General features: G+C 57.0%; 17 protein-coding genes. 13 read left to right on the forward strand and 4 right to left on the reverse strand.

The window, feature by feature from the left end; translation table 11 throughout:
• Window positions 1-18 precede the first annotated feature (18 nt).
• A complete protein-coding gene (locus HO274_RS11120; protein WP_273119685.1) occupies window positions 19-756 on the forward strand; it encodes a DsbC family protein in 738 nt (245 codons plus the stop codon).
• Between the two features lie 63 nt (window positions 757-819).
• Here HO274_RS11120 and HO274_RS11125 read toward each other — a convergent pair whose 3' ends face one another.
• Window positions 820-1,080 carry a hypothetical protein gene (locus tag HO274_RS11125; protein WP_273119686.1) on the reverse strand — a complete coding sequence of 87 codons (261 nt, stop codon included), beginning with the start codon at window positions 1,078-1,080 and terminating at the stop codon, window positions 820-822.
• A 67-nt stretch (window positions 1,081-1,147) separates the two neighbouring features.
• On the opposite strand from HO274_RS11125, the gene HO274_RS11130 reads away from it, so the two are divergent.
• The 3 genes from HO274_RS11130 (at window position 1,148) to radC (ending at window position 3,901) form a co-directional block, all read left to right on the forward strand.
• Window positions 1,148-2,359: an ISAzo13 family transposase gene (locus HO274_RS11130; RefSeq protein ID WP_273118831.1), complete on the forward strand. Its 1,212-nt coding sequence runs from the start codon at window positions 1,148-1,150 to the stop codon at window positions 2,357-2,359.
• 233 nt (window positions 2,360-2,592) lie between these two features.
• Window positions 2,593-3,261, forward strand: a complete 669-nt coding sequence (locus tag HO274_RS11135; protein WP_273119687.1) for a tetratricopeptide repeat protein — start codon at window positions 2,593-2,595, stop codon at window positions 3,259-3,261.
• 76 nt (window positions 3,262-3,337) lie between these two features.
• Window positions 3,338-3,901, forward strand: a complete 564-nt coding sequence (radC, locus tag HO274_RS11140; RefSeq protein WP_051862574.1) for a RadC family protein — start codon at window positions 3,338-3,340, stop codon at window positions 3,899-3,901.
• A gap of 9 nt (window positions 3,902-3,910) precedes the next feature.
• On the opposite strand, the gene HO274_RS11145 is transcribed toward radC, so the two are convergent.
• A complete protein-coding gene (locus tag HO274_RS11145; RefSeq protein WP_051862575.1) occupies window positions 3,911-4,438 on the reverse strand; it encodes a TlpA family protein disulfide reductase in 528 nt (175 codons plus the stop codon).
• A 120-nt stretch (window positions 4,439-4,558) separates the two neighbouring features.
• Between HO274_RS11145 and HO274_RS11150 the strand changes: the two genes are divergently transcribed.
• The 5 genes from HO274_RS11150 to HO274_RS11170 are packed head-to-tail and all read left to right on the forward strand — an operon-like array spanning window position 4,559 to window position 9,396.
• Window positions 4,559-5,872 carry a 2-oxo acid dehydrogenase subunit E2 gene (locus HO274_RS11150; protein ID WP_273119691.1) on the forward strand — a complete coding sequence of 438 codons (1,314 nt, stop codon included), beginning with the start codon at window positions 4,559-4,561 and terminating at the stop codon, window positions 5,870-5,872.
• A 13-nt stretch (window positions 5,873-5,885) separates the two neighbouring features.
• Window positions 5,886-7,328, forward strand: a complete 1,443-nt coding sequence (gene lpdA, locus HO274_RS11155; protein WP_420537365.1) for a dihydrolipoyl dehydrogenase — start codon at window positions 5,886-5,888, stop codon at window positions 7,326-7,328.
• Window positions 7,325-8,107, forward strand: coding sequence for a 5'/3'-nucleotidase SurE (gene surE / locus HO274_RS11160; RefSeq protein WP_273119693.1), 783 nt, complete (start codon window positions 7,325-7,327; stop codon window positions 8,105-8,107). Before lpdA ends, surE begins: the two co-directional genes overlap by 4 nt.
• 29 nt (window positions 8,108-8,136) lie before the next feature.
• The gene (locus tag HO274_RS11165; RefSeq protein ID WP_031598298.1) at window positions 8,137-8,766 is read left to right on the forward strand and encodes a protein-L-isoaspartate(D-aspartate) O-methyltransferase; all 630 of its coding nucleotides are present in this window, start codon (window positions 8,137-8,139) and stop codon (window positions 8,764-8,766) included.
• Window positions 8,767-8,784: 18 nt separating this feature from the next.
• On the forward strand, window positions 8,785-9,396 hold the full coding sequence (locus tag HO274_RS11170) for a murein hydrolase activator EnvC family protein (RefSeq protein ID WP_273119695.1): 612 nt from the start codon (window positions 8,785-8,787) through the stop codon (window positions 9,394-9,396).
• On the opposite strand, the gene HO274_RS11175 is transcribed toward HO274_RS11170, so the two are convergent.
• The gene (locus tag HO274_RS11175; RefSeq protein ID WP_031598302.1) at window positions 9,377-9,754 is read right to left on the reverse strand and encodes an Mth938-like domain-containing protein; all 378 of its coding nucleotides are present in this window, start codon (window positions 9,752-9,754) and stop codon (window positions 9,377-9,379) included. The two genes, HO274_RS11170 and HO274_RS11175, sit on opposite strands and share 20 nt — an antisense overlap.
• 71 nt (window positions 9,755-9,825) lie before the next feature.
• Here HO274_RS11175 and alaC point away from each other — a divergent pair, with 71 nt between their 5' ends.
• The 4 genes from alaC to HO274_RS11195 all read left to right on the forward strand — a co-directional run bounded on the left by alaC (window position 9,826) and on the right by HO274_RS11195 (window position 14,260).
• The gene (gene alaC, locus HO274_RS11180) at window positions 9,826-11,010 is read left to right on the forward strand and encodes an alanine transaminase (RefSeq protein ID WP_031598303.1); all 1,185 of its coding nucleotides are present in this window, start codon (window positions 9,826-9,828) and stop codon (window positions 11,008-11,010) included.
• Window positions 11,007-12,326 carry a homoserine dehydrogenase gene (locus tag HO274_RS11185; RefSeq protein WP_031598305.1) on the forward strand — a complete coding sequence of 440 codons (1,320 nt, stop codon included), beginning with the start codon at window positions 11,007-11,009 and terminating at the stop codon, window positions 12,324-12,326. The genes alaC and HO274_RS11185 overlap by 4 nt, the downstream gene beginning before the upstream one ends.
• A 24-nt stretch (window positions 12,327-12,350) precedes the next feature.
• On the forward strand, window positions 12,351-13,469 hold the full coding sequence (gene thrC / locus HO274_RS11190; protein WP_337954678.1) for a threonine synthase: 1,119 nt from the start codon (window positions 12,351-12,353) through the stop codon (window positions 13,467-13,469).
• A 77-nt stretch (window positions 13,470-13,546) separates the two neighbouring features.
• Window positions 13,547-14,260 (forward strand): MlaA family lipoprotein, encoded by a 714-nt coding sequence (locus HO274_RS11195; protein ID WP_035417829.1) that lies wholly within the window; start codon window positions 13,547-13,549, stop codon window positions 14,258-14,260.
• A 148-nt stretch (window positions 14,261-14,408) separates the two neighbouring features.
• On the opposite strand, the gene clpB is transcribed toward HO274_RS11195, so the two are convergent.
• Entirely contained in the window at window positions 14,409-16,988 is a 2,580-nt protein-coding gene (gene clpB / locus HO274_RS11200) for an ATP-dependent chaperone ClpB (RefSeq protein ID WP_273119700.1), read from the reverse strand.
• Window positions 16,989-17,255: the final 267 nt, after the last annotated feature.

Below are 17,255 nucleotides of genomic sequence, written 5' to 3' on the forward strand. Positions count from 1 at the left end.
ATGAATCGAGGAGTCAAAATGGAAAGCGGGGTACGTTGGAAAGACTGGCTTGGGCGTTTCTGGTCCGGGGCCTTGCTGGGTACGGTGTTGGCCGGTGCGCAGGCGGACGAGGCGTTGGTGCGTCAACATCTGCAACAGAAATTGCCCAAACTGGCCCCCCATGTGCTGCAGATTCATCCGGCCCATGCCCTGGGTCTGTACGAACTTTACACCGATGATCGTCAGATTCTCTATGTGGATGAGGCGGTTACCACGCTGGTGGCGGGAGATCTGATTGAGGCTCATAACCTGCATAACATGACGGAAGCTCGTCTCAAGATTCTGGGGGCGGTCAAACCGGGCGATCTTCCGCTCAACCTGGCCTTGAAACGGGTCAAGGGGAACGGGAAACGGGTGGTGGCGGTGTTTTCTGATCCGGATTGTCCTTTTTGCCGAAAGTTGGAAAAGGAGCTGAGCAGCATTACCGATGTGACCGTTTACACTTTCCTTTATCCCATTGCATCGCTGCATCCTGATGCCCCGGAACGGTCCCATTGGATAGCCTGTTCCAAAGATCCGGAAAAAGCCTGGGAAGACTATCAGTTAAGAAATATCGAACCCATCCATCACGAGTGTCAGGATCAACTCGAAGAGGTTCAGAACCTGGGGGAAAAGTATCGGATCAGTGGAACGCCTACCCTGGTGTTTGCAGATGGCGAAGTGGTTCCGGGCGCGTTGCCCAGAGCCGAACTGGAGAAAGCACTGGGTCCTCACTGAAGCGGGGGAAAGTGACGATGGGGGTCCCGGAATTTTCTGGCGGGGCCCCCATCGTCGGTGAAATTACATCTGATGGCTGGCGGTCACTGTAGGTGCTGGACGGGCGCATGCATGGGTGCTATTTTGCCCGCAACGCTCAGGTGTTGACGTAATCTGACCGTTCAGCGCATGAGATACCAGTTCAGGCACAGCGGGACGGGGTTTGGGAATGCCAAATTGCTGCTGGTAGTTCCCACCCATGGGTGTCCACAGGGGATCCGGCAACTTGGCCGATGCTGACCAGGCGGTCAGGCATAGTGCGGCGAATAAAAGAGCGTTTTTCATAAATACCTCCTAAGGAATCGTTAAAAAATAAAATGGACTTTTATGCATTGTCTGCTACACTTGGTGCATGGAGGCAGACAAACTAATCACGGCGCGGTACGAAGCTCTCGAATGCGTTCTTGATGAGCATCAGAGGCGGCTGTATGCGGCAGTGGAAGCCAAGGTGCTTGGTCACGGAGGGGTCAAGCGCGTTCATGAGGCTACCGGCGTTGCACGAGGTTCGATATTGGCAGGTCTTCGGGAGTTGGAACAAGGGATAGTCACGATTACGGGTGAAGTTCGTCGCATCAGGCGCGCAGGAGCTGGGCGCAAGAAGTTGACAGAACTGGACGCCGGGGTGAAAGAGGCGCTGGAACGGCTCGTTGAGCCGGTTACGCGAGGCGACCCGGAGTCCCCATTGCGCTGGACATGCAAAAGTCTGATGCAGTTGTCGGGTGAATTGGCTGCTTGTGGTCACAAGATCAGTCATGTGTCAGTAGGCACCATGTTGAAAGAACTTGGTTATAGCCTGCAAGGTAATCGCAAGACACTGGAGGGAGCCAGTCATCCTGATCGAAATGCTCAGTTTGAATTTATCAACAAGAAAATAGAGACAGCCTTGAATGCCGGGCAGCCCGTCATTTCGGTTGATACCAAGAAGAAGGAGCTGGTTGGTCAGTACAAAAATGGTGGAAAGGAATGGCACCCGCAAGGACAGCCGGATGAGGTCAATGTGCATGATTTTGTGGGCGAACTGGGCAAGGCCAATCCCTATGGCGTTTACGACTTGGGTAGCAATAGTGCGTGGGTCAGCGTGGGTACTGATCACGACACGGCGAGTTTTGCCGTTGCTACTGTTCGGCGCTGGTGGTTTGCCATGGGAAAAGCACTTTACCCCAGTGCCAAAGAACTGATGATCACGGCGGATGGCGGGGGAAGCAACGGCTCGCGAGTTCGGCTATGGAAGTTTGAGTTACAACAACTTGCCGATGAACTTGCCATCCCAATTCGGGTTAGTCATTTCCCACCAGGGACAAGCAAATGGAACAAAATTGAGCATCGCCTGTTCTCATACATAAGCATGAATTGGCGTGGGCAGCCATTGGTGAGTCACGAGGTTATCGTTAATTTAATTGCAGCGACTACGACACGAAAAGGATTGAAGGTTCAGGCGCAACTGGATACAAATCTCTATCCAAAAGGCATCAAGGTTTCCGATGACGAGTTCGCAGCCATTCGTTTGGATCGTGATAGTTTCCATGGCGAATGGAATTACACCATTACACCGAACACAACTTAAAAGTGCACGTTATTATTTTATGATTCCTAAGATAAAGACACTAAAAAACCTGGGATGTTCAATAACGAATTCTGTTTGGGTGGACGATCCCTTTATACTGGAGATTATAAAGCATAATCTGTGCCATTCTGTTTCAAGCCTTGTCTGGCTTAAGGAGTTCATGATTTGGGACGCATCGGGCAGGGAATATTGATGGGTGAGCGCACCAAGCCGGTGCCGGGATTGCACGAAGAATGGGGCAAATTTCCGTGATGAACACTGCGATGATCGGTCGATTTTGTGGCGCTTTCCTGCTGGGGTTACTTGGGTTTTTCGGGGTGACAGACCTTCAGGCTGAAACGCTGGCCGAGGGCTTGGCTCAGGAAACCCAGGCCTGGACCCAAGGCAGTTATTATTTGCCCGAACCGGCGCGAGAGGCCTACTTTGCCCGTTTGCAAAGTCAGGCCCATGATTTGTCCCGGCACTATCCGCACCAGGCTGACCCCCTTGTCTGGGAAGGCATCATCACCGCGACTCACGCCAAATATCAAAACCTTTTCAGCGCCCTGGGAACGGCTCGGCAAGCTCGGGATGTTCTCCTTCAGGCCGTGGCCATCGATTCCTCTGCCATGGATGGGTCTGGCTTGATTACGCTCGGTGCACTCTACTTCAGGGTTCCGAAATTTGGTTCCTTTGGAGATGACGACAAGGCGCGTCAATATCTTCAACAGGCCTTGAAGGTGGACCCGGACAATATCGATGCCAATTTTTTCTATGGAAAATTTCTTCTGACGCAAGGAGACAAACCCCATGCCCTGATTTGTTTGAAAAAAGTGATCGATACCCTACCTCGTCCCCAAAGCATCGAGGCGGATCGGGCACGCCAGGCGGAAGCGCGGGACCTTCTGTCTCAAGACTTCTAAAGTTGAGCAGGTTTGTGTTTTTTGAGCAGGTGCGCAGGAAGTGACCGGTCACAATGGGGTTTTCAGGGAGACGCCCATGACCCAACTACAACATTGGACCAATGCCCAACTGCTGGCTTGTTTGTTCGGAACCCGTGGTAATTACCGGGCCTGCGAGGAAACTCTGGAACCCCTGTTCAATGAAATGGATGGAAAGTTGCAACGCAAGGGACAAGCCTTGCGGGAAGTCCTGAGACGCTGGTTGGAGGAGCGATTGCGCCGGGGTGAGGTCATGGGCCAGCCTGCCGTGGTCAAAGATTATCTACGCCTGATCTTCAAGGGGCAGACTCATGAATCCTTTTGGGTTTTGTACCTCGATGCCCAGCATCAACTGATTCAGGCAGAGGAACTGTTCCGCGGTACCCTGACCCAGACTGCCGTATATCCGCGGGAGGTGCTGAAGGGGGCTTTACGGCATAATGCAGCAGCCATTCTGTTGTCTCACAACCATCCCTCGGGAATGGCACAGCCCAGTGCCTCTGATCGCCAACTGACGGAAGTTCTGAAAAGGGCGATGGCACTGGTGGATATTCGGGTCCTCGACCATTTTTTGGTGGCAGGGCCTGAACTGGTGAGTTTTGCCGAACAGGGGTGGGTGTGAGCTCCTGTATTACTTTTCAGCGCTGATCCGAGCCAATTCCTGAGTGAGTTCGGCTTCATCCAGTTGGCCCAGTTTGACCCAGACCACCTGGTCTCGATGATCCAGCAGAACGGTCATGGGCAACCCTTGTTGGGCATTTCCCAGACTTTTGGTCAGGGTCAGGGTATCGTCCTGGCCAATCAGGTCTGGATAAGGCAGGGAATGCGTCTTGACGAAGGCACTCACCGATTCTCGCGTATCCATGGCAATGCCGATGAATTGTATGTTCCGGGCGGACCATTGAGGGTACAGTCGGATCAGCATGGGCAGTTCAGCGCGACAGGGGGTGCACCAGGGCGCCCAAAAGTTGATCAGGCGGTAGCGCTGGGGCCATTGCCGGAGAGACTGGGGGGTGCCCTGCAGGTCGGGCAGGATCAACTTGCCGAAACTGGGTGGCGCCACCGGGGGCGGGATGGGTTCACTTCTGAAATGAAACCCCAAGGCCAGCAATAGGGCTGTGGATACGATCACCCCCCCTTTCAACAACTTCTCATTCATTTTTTTCTTTCCATTCTGCGCCTCGAGGGCTCGTGATAAAATCCTGCCACTCACCCGTCACTCTAGCAGAGTCAACCCTGACTTTCACCGTGGGTCAGATACTTCAGGAACATACAGGATATGGGAAAAGAGGTTAAAGTTCCAGACATTGGCGATTTCAGGAATGTTCCGATCATCGAGTTGCTGGTCAAGGAAGGAGATCTGTTGAAGTTGGATCAACCTCTGATCACCCTGGAATCGGACAAGGCGACCCTGGAAGTTCCCGCTCCCGAAGCGGGAAGGGTGGAACGGGTATTGGTCAAATTGGGGGAGCGGGTCTCTGAAGGTTCGCCCATTCTCATTCTGGCGGCACCGGGGGAATCAACGGAGTCCCCTTCTCCTGATCCGGTTCCGGTGGCAACTCCTGGCGCTGATCCGGTGACGCTGCCGGTGGAGGAGAAGTGGGTGAGTGCGCCGGTGGTGGCGCCTCCTCCTGTTTCCACAGTTCCCCTCTCTGTCCCCCGGATGACGCCCGCTGGGGAGGAGGCATTGCAAACTGCCCATGCCAGTCCGACGGTTCGTCGTTTCGCGCGTGAACTGGGGGTGGATTTGGGGCAGGTGGCCGGCAGTGGTCCCCACCAACGAATTCTGCAGGAAGACATCCAGCGCTTTGTCAAGGCTGCGTTGCAGTCTTCCCCTGCGCAGGGCGGCGGGTGGAGCCTGGGGGATCTGCCCGCCTGGCCCATGGTGGATTTCACCAAATATGGCCCGGTGGAGACGCGTCCACTAGGCCGGATCAAAAAGTTGTCCGGAGGATATCTGCACCGCAACTGGCTCATGATTCCCCATGTCACCAACCACGAGGAAGTGGACATCACGGAATTGGAAGAATTCCGTCAGGACTTGAATCGCGAGGCGGGGCCGGAATTTCCCAAGATCACCCTGCTGACCCTGGTGCTCAAGGCTCTGGCGGCCGTATTGCCGGGTTTTCCGGAATTCAACGCATCCCTGCAGGGGGATGCCCTGATACTGAAGCAGTATATCCACCTGGGTTTTGCCGCAGACACCGCCTCGGGATTGATGGTGCCGGTGGTTCGTGATGTGCCCTCCAAGGGAATCCGCTCCATCGCCAGCGAGGTGGCAGAATTGGCGGCCCGTGCCCGGGAAGGCCGGCTGGCCCCAGAAGAGATGCAGGGCGGAACGTTTTCTGTCTCCAGTCTGGGTGGGATTGGAGGGTCGTTTTTTACCCCCATTATCAATGCGCCGGAAGTAGCCATTCTGGGATTGGGGCGTGCGCTCCAGAAACCGGTTTGGTGCGCGGGAACCGTGGCGGGGCGCTGGATGCTGCCTTTGTCCCTGTCCTACGACCACCGGGTTATCGATGGGGCAGGCGCGGCCCGTTTCAATGAGGCGTTGCGCCAGATCCTGGCGGACATCCGCCGGATTTTAGTTTAGGGTAGAGTGACGGATGATGAGTCAAGCGCTGGAAACGGATGTTGAGGTGGTTGTGATCGGGGCCGGTCCTGGCGGGTATGCGGCGGCATTTCGCAGTGCGGACCTGGGGCGGCGAACCTTGCTGGTGGAACGTGCCACGACCCTGGGCGGGGTCTGTCTGAACGTGGGTTGCATTCCCTCCAAGGCGCTCTTGCATGTGGCGGCGGTGAAGGATGCGGCTCTGGCCCTGAGCGCTCAAGGGATTCACTTTGCGCCTCCGCAAGTGGATCTGGATGCTTTGCGTGCCTGGAAAGATCAGGTGGTAGGAAAATTGACGAGTGGGTTGGTGCGCCTGGCCAAGGTGCGCAAGGTGGAGGTGTGGCACGGCACGGCACATTTCACCCGGCCCCATACCCTGGAGGTGCAGGATGAAGCGGGGGTGCTCCGTTCGGTCCGGTTTCAGCAAGCCATCATCGCCACGGGATCGGCCCCGGTAACCCTGCCTTTTCTGCCCCAGGATCCGCGCGTTCTGGATTCCACCGGAGCACTGGCCCTGACTTCGGTGCCTGCTCGTTTACTGGTGGTGGGTGGGGGAATCATCGGTCTGGAAATGGCCACGGTTTATGCTTCCCTGGGATCCCGGATCGATGTGGTGGAAATGTCTGGAGGATTGATGGGCGGGGCAGACCGGGATTTGGTCAAGGTCTGGGAGAAGCATAATGCGCCTCGTTTGGGCAAGTTGCATCTTGATACCCGCGTGACTGCCGTGGAGGCCCGTCCCGATGCTCTGTGGGTCAAGTGGGTGGATGCCCAGGGGCAGGAATGTGAGGCCACGCCCTACGATGCGCTTCTGGTGGCGGTGGGGCGTAGGCCCAACAGCCATGATCTGGGGTTGGAAGCCGTGGGTGTGAAGGTGGATGAAGGGGGATTCATCCCGGTGGATCGCCAGCAGCGGACGGTTCAACCCCATGTCTTCGCCATTGGGGATGTGGTGGGGCAACCCATGCTGGCCCATAAAGCCACCCATGAAGGGCATGTGGCCGCAGAAGTGGCGGCAGGTTTGCCGCGGGGTCTGGATATTCGACAGATTCCCGCAGTGGCCTATACCGATCCGGAGGTGGCCTGGACCGGTCTTACGGAAAGTGCGGCCCAAGCCCAGGGAGTTTCCTATGGCAAGGCAGTTTTCCCCTGGGGGGCCAGCGGACGGGCTTTGGCCAATGGACGGGCGGAAGGTTTTACCAAGATTCTGTTTGACGAAACCACTCATCGTGTATTGGGCGGAGGGATCGTGGGTACGGCGGCGGGAGACCTGATCGGTGAATTGTCCCTGGCGGTGGAAATGGGGGCGGATGCCACTGATTTGGGGCGTACCATCCATCCCCATCCGACGCTGGGTGAAACGGTGGGGTTGGCGGCAGAGTTGTATGAAGGAGTATGTACCGATTTGCCTCCCTTGCGTCAAAGGTCGATTTCATGAAGATACTGGTAAGCAATGATGATGGGTACTTTTCGGCGGGGTTGGCGGCACTGGTGGAGGCCCTGACTCCTTTGGGGGAAGTCACCGTGGTGGCACCCGATGTGGAACGCAGTGGGGCCAGCAATTCTCTGACCCTGGACCGCCCTTTGACCGTGCGGCGGGCCCCTAACGGGTTTTACCGGATCAATGGAACGCCCACGGATTGCGTTCACATGGCCGTGACCGGCTTGCTGGAATGGGAGCCGGATGTGGTGGTGTCCGGCATCAATCATGGGGCCAACATGGGGGATGACACCCTCTATTCCGGAACCGTGGCGGCGGCTACCGAAGGTTACCTGCTGGGGATTCCCTCCCTGGCCATCTCTCTGGCCTATGGGGCAGAGGGGGTGGGTACTGCATCCAAAGCCGAACGGAGTCAACCTCTGTATTTTTCCACGGCAGCCCGGGTGGCCGCTGATCTGGTGCGACGGTGGCAGCACCGTCCTTTTGTGGGACCTTCCCTGATCAATGTGAATGTGCCCGATCTTCCCTATGAAGCTCTGGGTGGCCTGAAAGTGACGCGCCTGGGCCGACGGCATAAGGCAGAGCCGGTGATTCAGTCCACCAATCCGCGCGGAGAAACCATCTATTGGGTGGGGCCGGCAGGTCCGGTGGCCGATGCAGGGGAGGGAACCGATTTTCATGCGGTGGCTGCGGGTTGGGTTTCTCTTACCCCGTTGCAGGTGGATTTGACCCACTATCCTCAAATGGATGCGCTGCGCTCATGGGTGTCTTCGTGAGAAGTTCTCCGACGGTTCAGGGAAGCGGTATGACCTCGGAGCGTACCCGTGTGCGTATGGTGGAACGTTTGCGGGCACAGGGGATCAGGGATGAAACCGTGCTGGCGGCTTTGGCCGGCGTCCCGCGCCACCTGTTCGTGGATGAAGCCTTGTCCAGTCGCGCTTACGAGGATTCAGCCCTGCCCATCGGTTTTGGTCAGACAATTTCTGCGCCCTATATGGTGGCCCGTATGGTGGAACTGATCTGTGCCGGGACCCTGCCCAAAAAGATACTGGAAGTGGGCACGGGGTGTGGGTATCAGGCTGTGGTACTGGCTCGGTTGATTCCCGAGGTGTATTCGGTGGAACGGATCGGAGCCCTGCTGGAAAAAACCCGTGCCCGTTTGTGGTCCCTGCGGATCCAGAATTTGCGTCTCAAACATACCGATGGTTTTCAGGGGCTACCGGAGGCTGCACCGTTTGACGCAATCATCGTGGCAGCGGCTGCGCCCCGGATTCCTCCCGCGCTGGTGGAACAACTGGCTCCTGGCGGGCGGTTGATCGTGCCGGTGGGAACTCATGCTCAACATCTGATTCTGGTGGAGAAACGGGAGGGAGAGGTGCGCGAAACCATTCTCGATCCAGTACATTTCGTCCCTCTGTTGACCAATCTGAGTTAAATTTTCAAGGAGTCTGTGATGCCCCTGTTCAACTGTAATCCCCGGTTTTTCGCCCAACGCGGGCTGGGCCTGCTGGGCGTGATGGTACTCTTCGGTCTGGGGGGATGCGCCACCGAAGTGCCCGCGCCCATCCAGGAGTCCCGTTCCACCGGACCAGTGACCACCACGCCGGCCGAAAAGTCGGGCACAAACGTGGCAGTAAAACCCTCCGGACCGGCTGAAAAAATGGCGCATTCCGTGACGGTGGATGGCACCCTTTGGGGGTGGCCTCTCAATCAGAAAGGGGGTACTCCCAATGGCATGGGCATCGATATTTCCACTCGTCAGAGCCAACCGGTATTGGCGGCGGCGGACGGTGTGGTCAGTTACGTTGGAGAGGGGATTTCCAGTTACGGTCTGATGGTGATCCTCAAACATCCCAATGATTACGTTAGTGTTTATGCCCATAACGGCAAGGTGGTGGTTCACCAGGGCCAGGTGGTGACGCGGGGACAGAAAATTGCCGAAACCGGAGTGAAGGGCAAAAAAGACAAACCCTGGCACTTCGAGATCCGCCATGGAGGCAAACCCCTCAACCCGCTCACCTTCTATGCGGGCAAAGCCACGGATTCTAAGATACCGGTTCGATAATCAGGGCGGCAACCACCCGTCGCCCTTCGCTGGCCAGGATAGAATAAGTGCGGCAGGCCGCTGCCGTGTCCATGACTTCCAGTCCAATGGCGCGTTCCAGCAGGGGACGGGTCAAACCCCAGTCCGGAAAACGGAAACGGGCTCCGCTTCCCAACAGAACCAGTTCGGGGTCAAAGTCGAGCAGTTCGGCAAAATGTCGCTCTTCCAACAGTTCAAGGCGGGAAGCCCAGATGGGTTGCAAGCGTTCCGGGCTGAGCACCAGACTTTCAGTGTACTTGATCTGATCGATCAGCACGAAACCGGGGCCGTGACCGGTCAAAGTCAGGGGTGTGTCCGCACGATGGTGAACGAGTTTCATAGGAGGGCTTCATCAGAGTGATGGGTTAGGGTAAAATGATACCTTTTGCTCACTCACTCACGCAACGTACCATGCCCGAATTTCCTCGTATTCAAAGATTGCCTCCCTATGTATTCAATATCACGGGAGAACTGAAGGCCGCCGCCCGGCGCCGGGGCGAGGACATCATCGACTTCGGCATGGGCAATCCGGATCAACCCACCCCACAGCACATTGTGGATAAACTGGTGGAAGCGGCCCAGCGCAACGACACCCATGGCTATTCTTTGTCGAAGGGGATTCCGCGGGTACGCAAGGCCATTTGTCATTGGTATCAGCGTCGTTTTGGCGTGGAACTGGACCCGGAAACCGAAGCCATTTTTACCATCGGTTCCAAGGAAGGGATTGCGCACCTCATGCTGGCGGTTCTGGATACGGGAGACATGGTGCTGGTGCCCAATCCCAGTTACCCCATTCACATCTATGGACCTGTGATTGCAGGCGCAGACATCCGTCATGTCAGCATGATCCCCGGCGTGGATTTTTTCGAAGAACTGGAAGAGGGGTTGCGCGGCTCCTGGCCCCGACCCAAGATGCTGATTCTCAATTTTCCCAGCAATCCCACGACCCAGTGTGTGGACCTGCCTTTCTTCGAACGGGTAGTGGCTCTGGCCAAGGAATACGGCATCTATGTGGTGCATGATCTGGCCTATGCCGACATCGTGTACGACGGCTATCAGGCACCTTCCATCCTGCAGGTGCCGGGAGCCAAGGATGTGGCCGTGGAATTTTTTACCCTGTCCAAAAGTTACAGCATGGCGGGATGGCGGGTCGGTTTCATGGTGGGCAATCGGGACCTGGTGGCGGCCTTGGGGCGCATGAAAAGTTATCATGATTATGGCACCTTCACCCCCATTCAGGTGGCCTCCATCGTTGCTCTGGAAGGACCGCAGGACTGTGTGGAAACCATTCGTGCCACCTATCAGCGCCGGCGCGATGTGATGGTGCAGGGGTTGCACAACATCGGTTGGAATGTAGCCAATCCCAAGGCGACCATGTATGTCTGGGCAGAGATTCCCGAGTTCTATCGCAAATCGGGATCACTGGAGTTTGCCAAGAAATTGCTTCAGGATGCTCATACGGCCGTGTCGCCCGGCGTTGGGTTTGGAGAGTTGGGGGATGGTCATGTACGGTTTTCCCTGATCGAGAATGAAGCACGTACCCGTCAGGCCATGCGGGGAATTCGGGATATGTTTCGTAAGGACGGATTGTTATGACACCCATTCGAGTGGGATTGCTGGGTCTGGGGATTGTCGGAGGCGGGACATGGCAGATCCTGGAACGGAATCGTGAAGAAATCGCCCGTCGGGCGGGCCGGGAAATCGTGGTGACCCGCGCTGCCGTGCGTCCTCAGGATCTGGAACGGGCGGCCCTGAAGACCGGCGGGCGCATTCAATTGAGTACAGACCCGCTGCAGGTGGTGGAGGCTGGGGATGTGGACGTGGTGGTTGAGCTCATGGGGGGGTACGAGCCTGCCAAGACTCTGGTTCTGCATGCCCTTGAACTCGGCAAACCGGTGGTGACCGCGAACAAGGCACTGCTTGCCCTGCATGGCAACGAGATTTTTGCTACAGCCTTGCAGCATGGGGTGATGGTGGGGTTCGAGGCGGCGGTGGCGGGGGGCATTCCCATCATCAAGGCCCTGCGCGAGGGACTGACCGCCAACCGCATCCAGTGGTTGGCCGGGATCATCAACGGCACCAGCAATTTCATCCTGACCCAGATGCGCGACCAGGGCATGGGCTTTTCTGAAGCCTTGCAACAGGCTCAGGCCTTGGGTTATGCCGAAGCCGATCCCACCTTCGACGTGGAAGGAGTGGATGCAGCGCACAAATTGAGTTTGCTGGCGGCCATTGCCTTCGGAATTCCTGTTCAGTTTGAGCGCGCCCATGTGGAAGGGATTACGAAACTGACGGCAGAGGACATCCGTTATGCCGAGGAGTTGGGTTACCGCATCAAATTGTTGGGAATTGCCAAGCGCACGGCGCGAGGCATCGAGTTGCGCGTACATCCGACCCTGATTCCCGAGCGCCGTTTGATTGCCAACGTGGATGGCGTCATGAATGCCGTACTGGTCCATGGGGATGCCGTGGGCTCCACCCTTTACTACGGGGCCGGGGCCGGGGCCGAACCCACCGGTTCGGCGGTGGTGGCGGATCTGGTGGATATCGCGCGCATGACCGGTTCTGATCCCGGACATCGGGTGCCCCATCTGGCTTTTCAGCCTGACCAGGTGCGTAACGAAGTGGTGCTGCCGGTGGCCGAGATTGAAACGGCCTACTATCTGCGTCTGCGTGCCACCGACCGACCCGGCGTATTGGCCGAGGTCACACGCATCCTGGCGCAGCAGAATATTTCCATCGAAGCCATGCTCCAGAAGGAACCGGCAGCAGGGGAAGAGCGGGTGGACGTGATCATGCTGACCCATGTCGCGCAGGAACGGGCCATCGATGCCGCCATTGCAGAAATCGAGAGCCTGGAAAGTATCGCTGCACCCGTGGTGCGTTTACGCCTCGAAACCCTTTCTTCCTGATTTTTTATGACTGAGACAACTGCCATGGCTCACTATCAAGGTTTGATTCACCGCTATCGGGACCGTTTGCCGGTTTCCGAGCACACCCCCATCGTGACTCTCAACGAGGGCAACACTCCGCTCATTGAATTGCAGCGTTTGCCGGATACCTTGGGCTTCGACGGAAGGATCCTGGTGAAGTTCGAGGGTTTGAATCCCACCGGGTCCTTCAAGGACCGCGGGATGACCTTGGCCGTAACCAAGGCTCTGGAAGCCGGGTCGCAGGCCATCATCTGCGCCTCCACGGGGAATACCTCTGCCGCGGCGGCGGCCTACGCAGCGCGGGCCGGCATGACTTCCTTCGTGCTCATCCCGGAGGGCAAGATTGCCCTGGGAAAATTGGCGCAGGCCATGATGCATGGGGCTGTAGTGCTGCAAATCCAGGGTAATTTCGACGATGGCATGCGTCTGGTACAGGAAATCTCGGCAGAAATGCCCGTCGCCCTGGTCAACTCGGTGAATCCGTACCGCTTGCAGGGGCAAAAGACCGTGGCCTTTGAAATCGTCGAAGCCCTGGGGACGGCCCCTGATTACCATGTATTGCCGGTGGGCAATGCGGGCAATATCAGCGCACATTGGAGCGGGTATTGTGAGGCCAGTGGGGTGCAGACGGCCGCCTGCGGCCATTGCCAGGGCCAGTGTCCCTATCACGGCCCTGTGCCCTTGACGACCCGTCGACCCATCATGGTGGGTTATCAGGCCGCCGGATCTGCGCCCTTCATGCGCGGGGGGCCCGTGGCTCATCCGGAAACCATTGCAACGGCCATCCGCATCGGCAATCCCATGTCCTGGTCCCTGGCCTGGGCCGCAGTGCAGGAATCCGGTGGTTGGTTCGACGAATGTACCGATGCGGAAATTCTGGCGGCTCAGGCACTTCTGGCCCGGACCGAAGGTATTTTCTGTGAGCCTTCCTCCGCCACTTCCCTGGCCGGTCTGTTCAAGGATTTGAAGGCGGGACGCATCGAGGCGGGTTCGACGATCGTGGCGACCCTCACCGGACATGGCCTGAAAGATCCGGACACGGCCATTGCCCAAAGCCAGCCGACTCATGGTGTGGCCGCTGAAAAGGGTCCCATTGCGGAACTGATCGGAAAGTTCCTGTAACATTCTGGGAAATTTTTCCGTTTATAATCTCGCTCCGCCCCCATAGGGTCATTGAGATGTGCGCAAGGAGAAAAAGCATGAGGCGGTGGAAGACACTATTACCGACAGTGATGATGCTGGGACTGGGCGGATGCGCCAGCGTTCCTGCGGGAAGCAGCACGGCAGAAGACCCCCTGCAAAGTTATAACCGCACCATGTTTGGCATCAACGATACGCTGGACCGACATGTCATCAAGCCGGTGGCAGAAGGCTATCGCGCGGTGGCTCCGGATTTTGTGCGCGCCGGGGTGACCAACTTCTTTGCCAATCTTTCCGATCTGAGTACAACGGTCAATGATTTTCTGCAGGGGAAAGTTCGTCAGGGAGGCGTCGATGGTGGGCGCTTTTTGCTTGATACCACGGTGGGCATCTTCGGCTTGTTTGATGTGGCAACCCCGGTGGGGTTGGAGCGTCACCACGAGGACTTTGGTCAAACCATGGCGGTTTGGGGTTGGGAAAACAGCAGTTACTTCGTTATTCCGATCCTGGGTCCCAGTACGCTGCGGGATTCCCTGGGGTTAGTGGGCGAATATCCCTGGACGATCTATCCCTACCTCAATACGACCTGGACCAAGCAGATCGAAATCGGCTCTGTGGATGTGCTGAATACCCGTACCAACCTTCTGGCGGCCTCCAACGTTCTGGATACTGCCGCTCTGGATCCCTATGCCTTCATGCGCGACGCCTATCTGCAGAGACGACGTAACCTGATCTATGACGGACACCCCCCACCCTCACCCGATGATGAGTGAGAACATGGGGATGTTATTGTCAGTTGCATCGTAACATAATTAGTTTTCGTACGGCCGGCGAGGAAGAACGAGAGGTCTATCATGAATGGCTCGAAAATGACTACACAGCCAACAGGAGTTGCGATGGACTGGGGCCGGGAAAGTTTATTCAGGAGGTTTTGAACAGGAACTGCCCTCCTTTCCAGTCTGCCTGGATCGTGCTGCCGGGTAGGAAGGCGCCTTCCAGGATGCGACGGGCCAGAGGGTTCTCGAATTCGCTCTGAATCGCCCGTTTGAGGGGGCGGGCCCCATAAACCGGGTCGAAACCCACGGCGGCCAGTTGATCGAGGGCGGTATCGCTCACCTCCAGAGTCAGTTCCATTTTTGCCAGTCGGCGGGTCAATTGAGCCATCTGGATACGGGCAATGGCGCGGACCTGAGCTTCTCCCAAGGCATGGAAGACCACGATTTCGTCGATGCGATTGACGAATTCAGGGCGGAAATGGGTCTTGACTTCGGCCATGACGGCTAATTTTATGACGGCCTGATCGTCTTCGGCCATTTGCTGGATCATTTGCGATCCCAGATTGGAGGTCATGACCACCACCGTGTTACGAAAATCCACTGTTCGCCCCTGTCCATCAGTCATGCGTCCGTCGTCCAGGACCTGGAGCAGGACATTGAAGACGTCAGGGTGCGCTTTTTCCACCTCATCCAGCAGGATGACGGCATAAGGCTTGCGCCGCACGGCTTCCGTCAAATAGCCGCCTTCTTCAAAGCCGACATAACCAGGTGGGGCACCGAGGAGACGGGCAACGGAATGTTTTTCCATATATTCCGACATGTCGATGCGAATCAGATGATCTTCCGAGTCGAACAGAAAGTTGGCCAGGGTTTTGCAGAGTTCTGTTTTTCCCACCCCCGTAGGTCCCAGGAACAGGAAAGAACCATAGGGTCGGTTGGGGTCGGACAGACCGGAACGGGAGCGCCGAATGGCGTCGGAGACCAGGCGCACCGCTTCGTCCTGTCCAACCACGCGCTGGTGCAGATAATCTTCCATGCGCAGCAACTTTTCCCGTTCCCCTTGCATCATTTTGGCCACAGGGATGCCTGTGGCGCGCGACACCACTTCAGCAATTTCTTCTGCTCCCACCTGGGTGCGCAACAGTCTGAGGGGTTGAGACTTGCCGTTGCTTTCGGTGGTTTGACGTAACTGGGCTTCCAGTTGAGGGATCCGACCGTATTTGAGTTCCGAGGCTTTTTGCAAGTCGCCCTGCCGTTGGGCCGATTCCATTTCTGCACGGGCCCGGTCCAGGGCTTCCTTGACGTGTTGGGAACCTTGTACCTGGGCCTTTTCGGCTTTCCAGACTTCTTCCAGATCTGCGTATTCCTGTTCCAGTTTATGAATTTCCTCTTCCAGCAAGGCCAGGCGTTTCTGGGACGCATCATCTTTCTCGCGCCGTACCGCCTCGCGCTCGATCTTGAGCTGGATCAGGCGCCGGAACAATTTGTCCATGGATTCAGGCTTGGAATCGATTTCCATTTTGAGTCGTGCAGCCGCTTCATCGATCAGGTCGATGGCCTTGTCGGGCAGGAAGCGGTCGGTGATATAGCGTTGGGACAGTTCCGCCGCCGCTACGATGGCCGGGTCCGTGATGTCCACCCCATGATGGAGTTCGTACTTTTCCTGCAACCCACGCAGAATGGCAATGGTGTCTTCCACCGTGGGTTCGCCCACCAGCACCTTCTGAAAACGCCGTTCGAGGGCAGCATCCTTCTCGACGTATTTGCGGTATTCATCCAGGGTCGTGGCCCCCACGCAGTGCAACTCTCCCCGCGCCAGAGCCGGCTTGAGCATGTTGCCTGCATCCAGGGCACCCTCTGCCTTGCCGGCGCCCACCATGGTATGGAGTTCGTCGATGAAAACGATGGTCTGTCCTTCGTCCTGGGCCAACTCCTTGAGTACGGCTTTGAGACGTTCCTCGAATTCTCCGCGATATTTGGCACCCGCCAGCAAGGCGGCCATATCCAGTGCCAGTACGCGCTTGTGCCGCAGACTGTCGGGGACTTCGTCATTGACGATACGCTGGGCCAGTCCTTCGACGATGGCGGTTTTGCCGACGCCGGGTTCACCGATCAGTACCGGATTATTCTTGCTGCGGCGTTGCAGGATCTGAATGACCCGACGGATTTCATCATCTCTTCCGATGACGGGATCCAGTTTGCCGAGCCGGGCTCGTTCGGTGAGATCCAGGGTGTATTTTTTGAGGGACTCACGGGTCCCTTCGCTTTCTTGACTGGTTACCCCGGCACCGCCGCGCAGAGCTTCGATCGCCTTTTCGAGGCGGGGGCGTTGAGCGCCGTGCTGGCGAAACAGGCGTCCCACTTCGCCTTTATCATCGCACAGGGCCAGCAGAAAAAGTTCGGAAGCGATGAAAGGGTCATGACGCTTCTGGGCTTCCTTCTCCGTCAGGTTGAGCAGGGTGTTGAGATCACGGGAGACGCTGATCTCTCCGTTTGGGGTGGAGTGATGGGCAACCCGCTCCAGAAGAGGAGGCAGCCCTTGTTTCAGGGGTTGTACCTGAATGTCGGCACGAGCCAGCAGCGAAGCCGTGGTTCCGTCCTGTTGATCCAGAAGGGCTTGCAACAGATGGACCGGTTCGATGTTGGCATGGTCATGACGCAGAGCCAAACTCTGCGCATCGGCAAAAGCTTCCTGAAATTTGGTGGTCAGTTTGTCAAATCGCATGGTGCACTCCTGAATCATTGAGGGTCCTGAGGCCTACATGGGGCGCAGGAAGAAGAATATCAAGGCGGTACAGGAGACATTTGGCTCCATGTGGGGCAGGATTGAAGAAAAAATACGAGTGCCATTGACAGAGCCCATTTTTTGTCAGAGAATCGCGACTTCGCATGACGTTGGAGTCCATCTTGGAGTGTTCTAGTTTACGTCCGTTGAATGAACAACGGTTTTCCCAAGGGTTCCCGTCATAATCTCTTAATCTGACCATGACTG

Origin of the sequence: Ferrovum myxofaciens (assembly GCF_013181415.1) — a bacterium.
Lineage (GTDB): Bacteria > Pseudomonadota > Gammaproteobacteria > Burkholderiales > Ferrovaceae > Ferrovum > Ferrovum myxofaciens.

Coding starts and splice junctions, on each gene's coding strand:
- HO274_RS11120 (WP_273119685.1), top strand. CDS start 19: ATGGAAAGCGGGGTACGTTGGAAAGACTGGCTTGGGCGTTTCTGGTCC.
- HO274_RS11125 (WP_273119686.1), bottom strand. CDS start 1,080: ATGAAAAACGCTCTTTTATTCGCCGCACTATGCCTGACCGCCTGGTCA.
- HO274_RS11130 (WP_273118831.1), top strand. CDS start 1,148: ATGGAGGCAGACAAACTAATCACGGCGCGGTACGAAGCTCTCGAATGC.
- HO274_RS11135 (WP_273119687.1), top strand. CDS start 2,593: ATGGGGCAAATTTCCGTGATGAACACTGCGATGATCGGTCGATTTTGT.
- radC (WP_051862574.1), top strand. CDS start 3,338: ATGACCCAACTACAACATTGGACCAATGCCCAACTGCTGGCTTGTTTG.
- HO274_RS11145 (WP_051862575.1), bottom strand. CDS start 4,438: ATGAATGAGAAGTTGTTGAAAGGGGGGGTGATCGTATCCACAGCCCTA.
- HO274_RS11150 (WP_273119691.1), top strand. CDS start 4,559: ATGGGAAAAGAGGTTAAAGTTCCAGACATTGGCGATTTCAGGAATGTT.
- lpdA (WP_420537365.1), top strand. CDS start 5,886: ATGATGAGTCAAGCGCTGGAAACGGATGTTGAGGTGGTTGTGATCGGG.
- surE (WP_273119693.1), top strand. CDS start 7,325: ATGAAGATACTGGTAAGCAATGATGATGGGTACTTTTCGGCGGGGTTG.
- HO274_RS11165 (WP_031598298.1), top strand. CDS start 8,137: ATGACCTCGGAGCGTACCCGTGTGCGTATGGTGGAACGTTTGCGGGCA.
- HO274_RS11170 (WP_273119695.1), top strand. CDS start 8,785: ATGCCCCTGTTCAACTGTAATCCCCGGTTTTTCGCCCAACGCGGGCTG.
- HO274_RS11175 (WP_031598302.1), bottom strand. CDS start 9,754: ATGAAACTCGTTCACCATCGTGCGGACACACCCCTGACTTTGACCGGT.
- alaC (WP_031598303.1), top strand. CDS start 9,826: ATGCCCGAATTTCCTCGTATTCAAAGATTGCCTCCCTATGTATTCAAT.
- HO274_RS11185 (WP_031598305.1), top strand. CDS start 11,007: ATGACACCCATTCGAGTGGGATTGCTGGGTCTGGGGATTGTCGGAGGC.
- thrC (WP_337954678.1), top strand. CDS start 12,351: ATGGCTCACTATCAAGGTTTGATTCACCGCTATCGGGACCGTTTGCCG.
- HO274_RS11195 (WP_035417829.1), top strand. CDS start 13,547: ATGAGGCGGTGGAAGACACTATTACCGACAGTGATGATGCTGGGACTG.
- clpB (WP_273119700.1), bottom strand. CDS start 16,988: ATGCGATTTGACAAACTGACCACCAAATTTCAGGAAGCTTTTGCCGAT.